This window comes from Cupriavidus sp. 05T313, assembly GCF_056396665.1.
Genome location: NZ_JBFTLX010000307.1, coordinates 1 through 7563 on the forward strand (window position 1 = coordinate 1; position 7563 = coordinate 7563).

At 64.3% G+C, this 7563-nt stretch carries 10 protein-coding genes; 2 read left to right on the top strand and 8 right to left on the bottom strand.

Features of this window, described 5'->3' with window-relative positions; genetic code table 11:
- From AC1DKD_RS36880 to AC1DKD_RS36895, 4 genes are all read right to left on the bottom strand, one after another.
- The coding region (locus AC1DKD_RS36880; protein ID WP_477144399.1) for a nitroreductase at positions 1 to 670 on the bottom strand (670 nt) is incomplete at its 3' end.
- 38 nt (positions 671 to 708) lie between these two features.
- On the bottom strand, positions 709 to 1161 hold the full coding sequence (locus AC1DKD_RS36885; protein WP_477111168.1) for an acyl-CoA thioesterase: 453 nt from the start codon (positions 1159 to 1161) through the stop codon (positions 709 to 711).
- A 21-nt stretch (positions 1162 to 1182) separates the two neighbouring features.
- On the bottom strand, positions 1183 to 2088 hold the full coding sequence (locus tag AC1DKD_RS36890) for a DMT family transporter (protein ID WP_441636285.1): 906 nt from the start codon (positions 2086 to 2088) through the stop codon (positions 1183 to 1185).
- Positions 2085 to 3044 (bottom strand): histone deacetylase family protein, encoded by a 960-nt coding sequence (locus tag AC1DKD_RS36895; RefSeq protein WP_441636283.1) that lies wholly within the window; start codon positions 3042 to 3044, stop codon positions 2085 to 2087. Before AC1DKD_RS36895 ends, AC1DKD_RS36890 begins: the two co-directional genes overlap by 4 nt.
- A gap of 116 nt (positions 3045 to 3160) precedes the next feature.
- On the opposite strand from AC1DKD_RS36895, the gene AC1DKD_RS36900 reads away from it, so the two are divergent.
- A complete protein-coding gene (locus tag AC1DKD_RS36900) occupies positions 3161 to 3436 on the top strand; it encodes a hypothetical protein (protein ID WP_477103937.1) in 276 nt (91 codons plus the stop codon).
- 70 nt (positions 3437 to 3506) lie between these two features.
- The gene (phaP1, locus tag AC1DKD_RS36905; RefSeq protein ID WP_035860043.1) at positions 3507 to 4088 is read left to right on the top strand and encodes a TIGR01841 family phasin PhaP1; all 582 of its coding nucleotides are present in this window, start codon (positions 3507 to 3509) and stop codon (positions 4086 to 4088) included.
- Here phaP1 and AC1DKD_RS36910 read toward each other — a convergent pair whose 3' ends face one another.
- The 4 genes from AC1DKD_RS36910 to AC1DKD_RS36925 form a co-directional block, all read right to left on the bottom strand.
- On the bottom strand, positions 4089 to 4337 hold the full coding sequence (locus tag AC1DKD_RS36910; RefSeq protein WP_477111167.1) for a hypothetical protein: 249 nt from the start codon (positions 4335 to 4337) through the stop codon (positions 4089 to 4091). It abuts the gene before it with no gap.
- Between the two features lie 184 nt (positions 4338 to 4521).
- Positions 4522 to 6300, bottom strand: coding sequence for a dihydrolipoyl dehydrogenase (gene lpdA, locus AC1DKD_RS36915; protein WP_477144400.1), 1779 nt, complete (start codon positions 6298 to 6300; stop codon positions 4522 to 4524).
- Between the two features lie 28 nt (positions 6301 to 6328).
- Complete coding sequence (locus tag AC1DKD_RS36920) at positions 6329 to 6946, bottom strand: Ntn hydrolase family protein (RefSeq protein ID WP_035860037.1); 618 nt, start codon at positions 6944 to 6946, stop codon at positions 6329 to 6331.
- Positions 6947 to 7038: 92 nt separating this feature from the next.
- Positions 7039 to 7563, bottom strand: a 525-nt coding sequence (locus tag AC1DKD_RS36925; RefSeq protein WP_477144401.1) for a 2-oxo acid dehydrogenase subunit E2, incomplete at its 5' end; no start/stop codon positions are given.

Below are 7563 nucleotides of genomic sequence, written 5' to 3' on the forward strand. Positions count from 1 at the left end.
GTTCACGCTCCGTACTAAGGGTATTCTCTATGGCCGCGGGATCGGCATACCCCAGGGCCATGCCACAGACCACCATCTCGTCCTCCGGCAGGCGCAAGTGATTGGCAATGACCGCGTGGAACTGGGTGAAAGCCGCCTGCGGGCAGGTATCCAGCCCACGCGCCCGGGCTGCCACCATGATGCTCTGCAGAAACATGCCGTAATCCAGCCAGCTACCCTGCTCCAGGATGCGGTCGATGGTGAAGATCATGCCCACCGGCGCACCGAAGAAGGTGAAATTGCGGGAGTGCTGCGCATGCATGCGCGCCTTGTCCTCGCGGCTGATCTGCAGCAGGCTGTACAGGTCCCAGCCCACCTTGCGCCGGCGGTCGATATATGGCGCCACCCACTCGCGCGGATAGTAGGGATACTCTTCCCGGTACTTGCTGTCGCGCTGCGGATCGTCGTAGGCGGTCAACACGTCGGCGGACAATTTCAGCTTGGCATCACCGCTCAGCACATAGACCCGCCACGGCTGGGCGTTGGTGCCGGAAGGCGCCCGGCTGGCCACCGCCAGGATCTCGTTGACCACATCGTGCGGCACCGGCGTATCAAGAAAAGCACGCACCGAGCGGCGTGTGATGATGGCCTGGTCTACCAGGCCGGTGTCCCGCTTGCGCTGCGAATCCATGACTGTCAACTCCTTCATGCGTCTGTACCCTGCCCCGATCAGGCGCCGGCGTCCGCGGATTCGCACACCAGCGCCTGCAAGGCGTTGCGCAGCGCAGGCGGCAGCGGTACCGGCCGCCGCGTGGCGCGATCGACATAGACATGGACGAAATGACCTTGCGCCGCAGCGACGTCGTCGTCATTGCGGAACAGGCCCACTTCGTAGCGCACGCTAGAGTTGCCCAGCCGCGCCACGCGCAGCCCGGCCACCACGGTGTCGGGAAAGCTAAGCGCGGCGAAGTAGCTGCATTGCGTTTCGATCACCAGCCCGATGGTGTCGCCAGCCTCGATATCGAGCACGCCCTGCCGGATCAGGTAGGTGTTCACAACGGTATCGAAATAACTGTAGTAGATGACGTTGTTGACGTGGCCATAGACGTCGTTGTCCATCCAGCGCGTGGTGATCGGCTGGAAATGACGGTAGGCACTACGGGTATCGGCAGTCGGTTTCATCGGAAGCACGCAAGAGGAAGATCAGCGGCGAATCACAAGGGCCACGCCGCCTGCGGCAAGGGCCATGCCAAGTGCCGCCAGCGGCGGAAAACTCTCGCCGAACAGCAGCCACGCCATGACGGCGGTGGTCGGCGGCGTGAGATACATCAGGCTGGACACCTTGGTGGCCGCGCCCTCCCGGATCAACAGGAACAGCAGCGAAATCGCGCCGATTGACAGCGCCACCACCGACCAGGCCAGCGCGCCGAACATCTCGGCGTTCCACTCGACGTGGCGGGTCTCGGCAAGAAACATGAAGGGCAGGCAGGCCAGCGCCGCCGCCGCGAACTGGATCACGGAACCCATGCGCAGGTCGAACATCGGGCAATAGCGCTTCTGGTACAGCGTACCGAAGGTGATCGAGAACAAGGCACCCACGGCAAGCAGCAGGCTCGGCGCGGACAGCCCGCTGGCCGACAGCTTGTTGGCCACCACCAGACCCACGCCCACGATGCCCAGCGCCAGCCCCAGCCACTGGCGCCGTCCGATGGTCTCGCCCATGCGCGAAGCCGCCAGCGCGGTCAGGATCGGCTGCATGCCGACGATCAGGGCGGAAACGCCCGCCGGCATGCCGAGTTTGACCGCTGCCCAAACGCCGCCGAGATAGCCCGCCTGCAGGAACAGTCCCGCCACGGCGATATGCCCCACCCTGCGCCAGTCGACGGCGCCCGCGCTCTGCGGCAAGGGCACGCGCGCCACCACCACGAAGGGCAGCATCAGCACCAGCACGCCGACAAAGCGCAGGAACAGGAAGGTCATCGGCTCGGCATGCGGCATGCCGTACTTGGCCACGATAAAGCCGGTACTCCAGATCACCACGAACAGCCACGGCATGGCGGCCATCCAAAGGGTGCCGCGCGTTGCGCGGACTTGGCTGGTTGCGCTCATTGCCGTGTCACCGCGATCGGGCTGGCAGCCGTGAGCGTGTCCAATTTCATGCGCCGGGCATAACGTTCGTGATATTGAGCGGCAAGCGCGATGGTCTGCGCATGCACCGCCACGGTGTCCTCGATCTGGTTGCCGTAGCCGCCAGCCATCGCCACGGCGATCGGCAGCCCCCGCGCCAGGGCTGCATCAAACACCAGACGATCGCGCCTGGCCAGGCCGGCGAGCGTGAGCTTCAGGCGGCCCAGCCGATCGCCCTCATGGGGATCGGCGCCTGCCAGGTAGATGATCAGGTCCGGAGAGAAACGCGCGAACAGGGCTTCGAGCGCCTCCTGCAACGCCGCGGCGTAAACTTCGTCGTCGCAGCCATCGGGCAGGCCCACGTCGAGGTCGCTGGCTTCCTTGCGAAAGGGATAGTTCTTTTCGCCGTGCAGGGACAGCGTGAACACGAAAGGGTCGTCGCGCAGGATGGCCGCGGTGCCGTTACCCTGATGCACATCGAGGTCCACCACCGCCACGCGCTCCACCCGGCCGTCGCGGCGCAGCTGGCGTGCCGCGATCGCCGCATCGTTGAAAACGCAGAAACCGCCGCCCTTGTCCGCATAAGCATGATGCGTCCCGCCCGCCAGGTTCACCGAAATGCCCTCGCGCAGCGCGGTGCGGCATGCTTCGATGGTGGCGCCGGCCGAGCGCCGCGATCGCTCGACCATGGCCTCGGACCACGGAAACCCGATCTCGCGCTGGCGCGCAGGGTCCAGTGCGCCCCGGGAGACGCTGGCCACATATTCTGGGGTATGCGCCAGCAGCAAGGCATCGTCTCCGGCACGTGGGGCCTCGGCCAGCGTCAGGCCCGCCACTTCCCGCTCAACCGTCGCCCTCAACATGCTGTACTTGCGCATCGGGAAGCGATGGCCCTCGGGCAGGGGCAGGACAAAGTGGTCGGCGTAGAAGGCGAGCATGGGGATTAACTGGGGGCGGACATCCGGCCGGCAGGCCGCTGCCCCGGCAACAGGGCCGTGGCGCATCGGCCGCTGCGTTGCACACGCTTGGGCAGCACCGATTCGGGCAGACCGCGATGGTAGCACTGAGCCGGCGCGAAGGTACGCGACCAGGACCGCCCTTCCCGCGCCCGAGCTGGCGTAAATCCGCAACTCTGGCGGCGCGATATGTGGCATCAGGTCGACTTCCGGCGACTTCGGCCGGACTTATTTGTGCATTGCACAAGAAATTCTTGACACCGTTTTTCTTTTCCCTACAATTGGAATTGTTGCGGCGCACCATCGGTTTTGCAGAGCAAGCGGAAGCGCCGGCAACCCCCAAACGCCTGGGGCTGGCTGACGAAAAGCAGTGACGTCGTCATGGCTTTGACATCTGGGCGGCCTAATTTTGTCTGACATTGAACTTCATTATTGGAGACCAGCATGAGCTTCACCCCGGAACAAGTCGCCGCAGCGCAAAAAGCCAATCTCGAAACCCTGTTTGGCCTGACCACCAAAGCCTTCGAAGGCGTTGAGAAGCTGGTCGAACTGAACCTGCAAGTGGTCAAGGCCACSTTYGCYGAAAACGTSGACAACGCCAAGAAGGCCCTGTCCGCSAAGGAYGCCCAGGAATTCCTGGCCATCCAGTCCTCGCTGATCCAGCCGGTTGCCGAAAAGGCCCTGGCCTATAGCCGCCACCTGTACGAAATCGCCTCGGAAACCCAGTCGGAATTCACCAAGGTTGCCGAATCCCAACTGGCCGAAAACTCGAAGAAGGTGCAAGCCCTGGTCGAGAACCTCGCCAAGAACGCCCCGGCCGGCTCCGAGTCGACCGTTGCCATCGTGAAGTCCGCGATCAGCGCCGCCAACAACGCTTACGAGTCGGTCCAGAAGGCCACCAAGCAAGCTGTTGAAATCGCCGAAAGCAACTTCCAGGCAGCCGCCAGCGCCGCCACCAAGGCCGCCCAGCAAGCCAGCGCAACGGCTCGCACCGCGACCAAGAAGGCCGCCCCCGCCGCCGCCTAACTAGCGCAGGCAGGACAACGGACCGGCTTCGGCCGGTTCGTTGGCAAAGCGCGCCTGGCACGGCCAGCGCATTTTGCCAACGAAGGCAGCACGGACGGCAACCAAGCCGCCCTGCCCTCTGACGATGTCTCCTCGGTATCTGGTTTCCTTGTATTCCAATATCGATTCATTCCCGGCTATGTGCCGGGATTTTTTTTGCCTGCGGCGCGGACCGGCTGTGCCGATTTCAGGCTCGGCGCGATGCGGCATCCATCTTTCGCGTCAAGCCGGCTTTGCCGACCCACGGCCCGCCACGGTCCTCCTCTGCTGCAAGCGGGGTTTGGCTGGCGAAGCCACAAGTGGGCGCCAGGAAAATCTTGGCGGTTAATTGCGAATCGGACAATAAAAAGGCCCGCCGTGCGGCGGGCCTCGATGCGTGGCTGATGCTGGCCGCTTAACGCTTGCGCGGCGGCGGCACGTCGGTGCAGACGCCTTCGTAGATCTCGGCAGCCATGCCGATGGACTCGCCCAGCGTCGGGTGCGGGTGGATCGTCTTGCCGATATCCACAGCATCGGCGCCCATCTCGACGGCCAGGCAGACTTCGCTGATCAGGTCGCCGGCATGCATGCCGACGATGCCGCCGCCGATGATGCGGTGGGTTTCCTCGTCGAAGATCAGCTTGGTAAAGCCCTCGTCGCGGCCGTTGGCAATGGCGCGGCCCGAAGCGGCCCACGGGAACACGCTCTTGCTGTACTTGATGCCCTGCGCCTTGCACTGGTCTTCCGTCACGCCGGCCCAGGCCACTTCCGGATCGGTGTAGGCCACCGACGGGATCTGCTTGACGTCGAAGTACGCCTTCTCGCCGTGCGCTGCCTCGGCCGCGACGTGCGCCTCATGCACCGCCTTGTGAGCCAGCATGGGCTGGCCGACGATGTCGCCGATGGCGAAGATGTGCGGCACATTGGTGCGCATCTGCTTGTCGACGTCGATAAAGCCGCGGTCCGTCACCGCCACGCCCGCCTTCTCGGCGCCGATGCGCTTGCCGTTGGGCACGCGGCCCACAGACACCAGCACCAGGTCGTAGCGTTGCGGCTCGGCCGGGGCCTGCTCGCCTTCGAACCTGACGTAGATACCGTCCGGCTTCGCTTCCACGCCGACCGTCCTGGTCTTGAGCATGACCTTGTCGAAGCGCGTCTTGTTCATCTTGTCCCAGACCTTGACCAGGTCGCGGTCGGCACCCTGCATCAGCCCATCGAGCATTTCGACAACATCGATATTGGCGCCCAGCGTGCTGTACACCGTGGCCATTTCCAGCCCGATGATGCCGCCGCCGATCACCAGCATCTTGTTCGGCACCTCGGGCAGCTCAAGCGCGCCGGTGGAGTCGACGATGCGCGGATCTTCGGGGATGAACGGCAACTTGACCGCCTGGCTGCCGGCCGCGATGRCGGCCTTCTCAAAGCGAATCACGGTCTTCTTGCCGGTGGTCTGCTTGGCGTCGCCTTCGGTTTCCTGCACCTCGAGGTGATGCGGATCCAGGAAAGTGCCAATGCCGCGCACGACCTGCACCTTGCGTGCCTTGGCCATGCCGGACAGGCCGCCGGTCAGCTTGCCGACGACGGTTTCCTTGTAGTGGCGCAGGCCGTCGAGGTCGATCTTGGCTTCGCCGAACAGGATGCCGTGCGCCGCCAGCGCCTTGGCTTCGTCGATCACGGCGGCGTTGTGCAGCAGTGCCTTGGACGGGATGCAGCCGACGTTCAGGCAGACGCCGCCGAGCGTGCCATAGCGCTCGACCAGCACGGTATTCATGCCGAGGTCGGCGCTGCGGAAGGCAGCCGAATAGCCACCGGGGCCGGCGCCGAGCACCAGCATGTCGCAAGTGATGTCCGCGCTGCCCGAATGCGAGGCCGCCACGGGTGCGGCAGCCGGAGCAGCGACCGGCGCGGGAGCGGCCGCAGGGGCCGGTGCCGGCGCGGCTGCCGGCTTGGCGGCGGCTTCGCTTTCCAGCGTGCAGATCACCGCGCCCTTGGCGACCTTGTCGCCCACCTTGACACGCACTTCGACCACCTTGCCGGCCGCGGACGAAGGCACGTCCATGCTGGCCTTGTCCGACTCGAGTACGATCAGCGACTGCTCCTGCTCGACCGTATCCCCAGCCTTGACCAGCACTTCGATCACTTCCACCGCGTCGAAATCGCCGATATCCGGCACCTGGACTTCGATCACACTCATGTTTTGCTCCTCAAGAGCGCGCCCCGCTTCAGATACGGGCCGCGCCATCGTTATTGATTGCGCCGTCGCCGGCCGTGTCACCGAGCCGTACCACCTGCACTTCGACCGGACCTGCCGAACTCTTGTCGAACTCCACGCCTGCATCCACGCCGATCCGCGCAATCTCCCCGGCGTTCAGGCCCGGCTGGTCGTAGACCGCGTGCATGGCGCCCAGCGCGTAGTTGCGCCCCGAGCCAATGCCCCAGAAACGGTCGAACGAAAAGACTTCGCGGTACGAATAGACACCGAATATGCCCGCCGGATTGGCGATGAGGCACACGATCTGCGAGGACTCGTAGGGATCGTCCTCATCTTCCTTGGTGTTGATGAAATACTCGTTCTTGAGTTTTTCATGCACCTTGAGAAAAGTCCGGAAGACGTCGTCGCGCGAGCCCAGGCGGCAATCCTCGCCCAGCCCGGCCAGCAGGCTGCGCATGACCGGAAAATGGGCGGTGGTGCCCGCGAGCGCCACAAAGCTGTCCCCCACGGGAAACACCTTCTGGTTGCGCTCGTAGGCACGCGTGAGCCGGGTGTCGCCAAACGTCACCAGTGCGTCGGCGGCAATTGCCACCTCACCGGCCTTCTTGACGACAACGCAGGTAGTCATGGACTCGCTTCCTTCCTGTTTTCGGACGGCAGGTTGCAGACGTCTGGCAGAGGGCGCGCACGGCCGCGAGGGCCAGGCGCACCCTGCCCGCCTTACAGCAGGATGCGGCGGAAATCGGCCAGCAGTTGCCCGAAGTAGGTATTGAAGCGGGCCGCCTCCGCACCGTCGATGACGCGGTGATCCCACGACAGCGACAGCGGCAGCGTCAGGCGCGGCACGAATTGCTTACCATCCCACACCGGCTTCTGGTACGACTTGCAAACGCCCATGATGGCCACTTCAGGCGCGTTGATGATCGGCGTGAAATACGTGCCGCCGATCCCGCCCAGCGAGGAGATCGAGAAGCAGCCGCCTTGCATCTGGTCCGGTTTCAACTTGCCGTCGCGTGCCAGCTTGGCCAGCTCGTTCATTTCCTGGCCGATCTCGATCACGCCCTTCTTGTCGGCGTTCTTGATGACCGGCACCACCAGGCCATTCGGCGTGTCAGCGGCAAAACCGATGTTGAAGTACTTCTTCAGCACCAGGCTGTCGCCGTCGAGCGAGGCGTTGAAATTGGGGAATTTCTTCAGCGCCGCCACGGCAGCCTTGATCATGAAGGCCAGCATGGTGACCTTGAC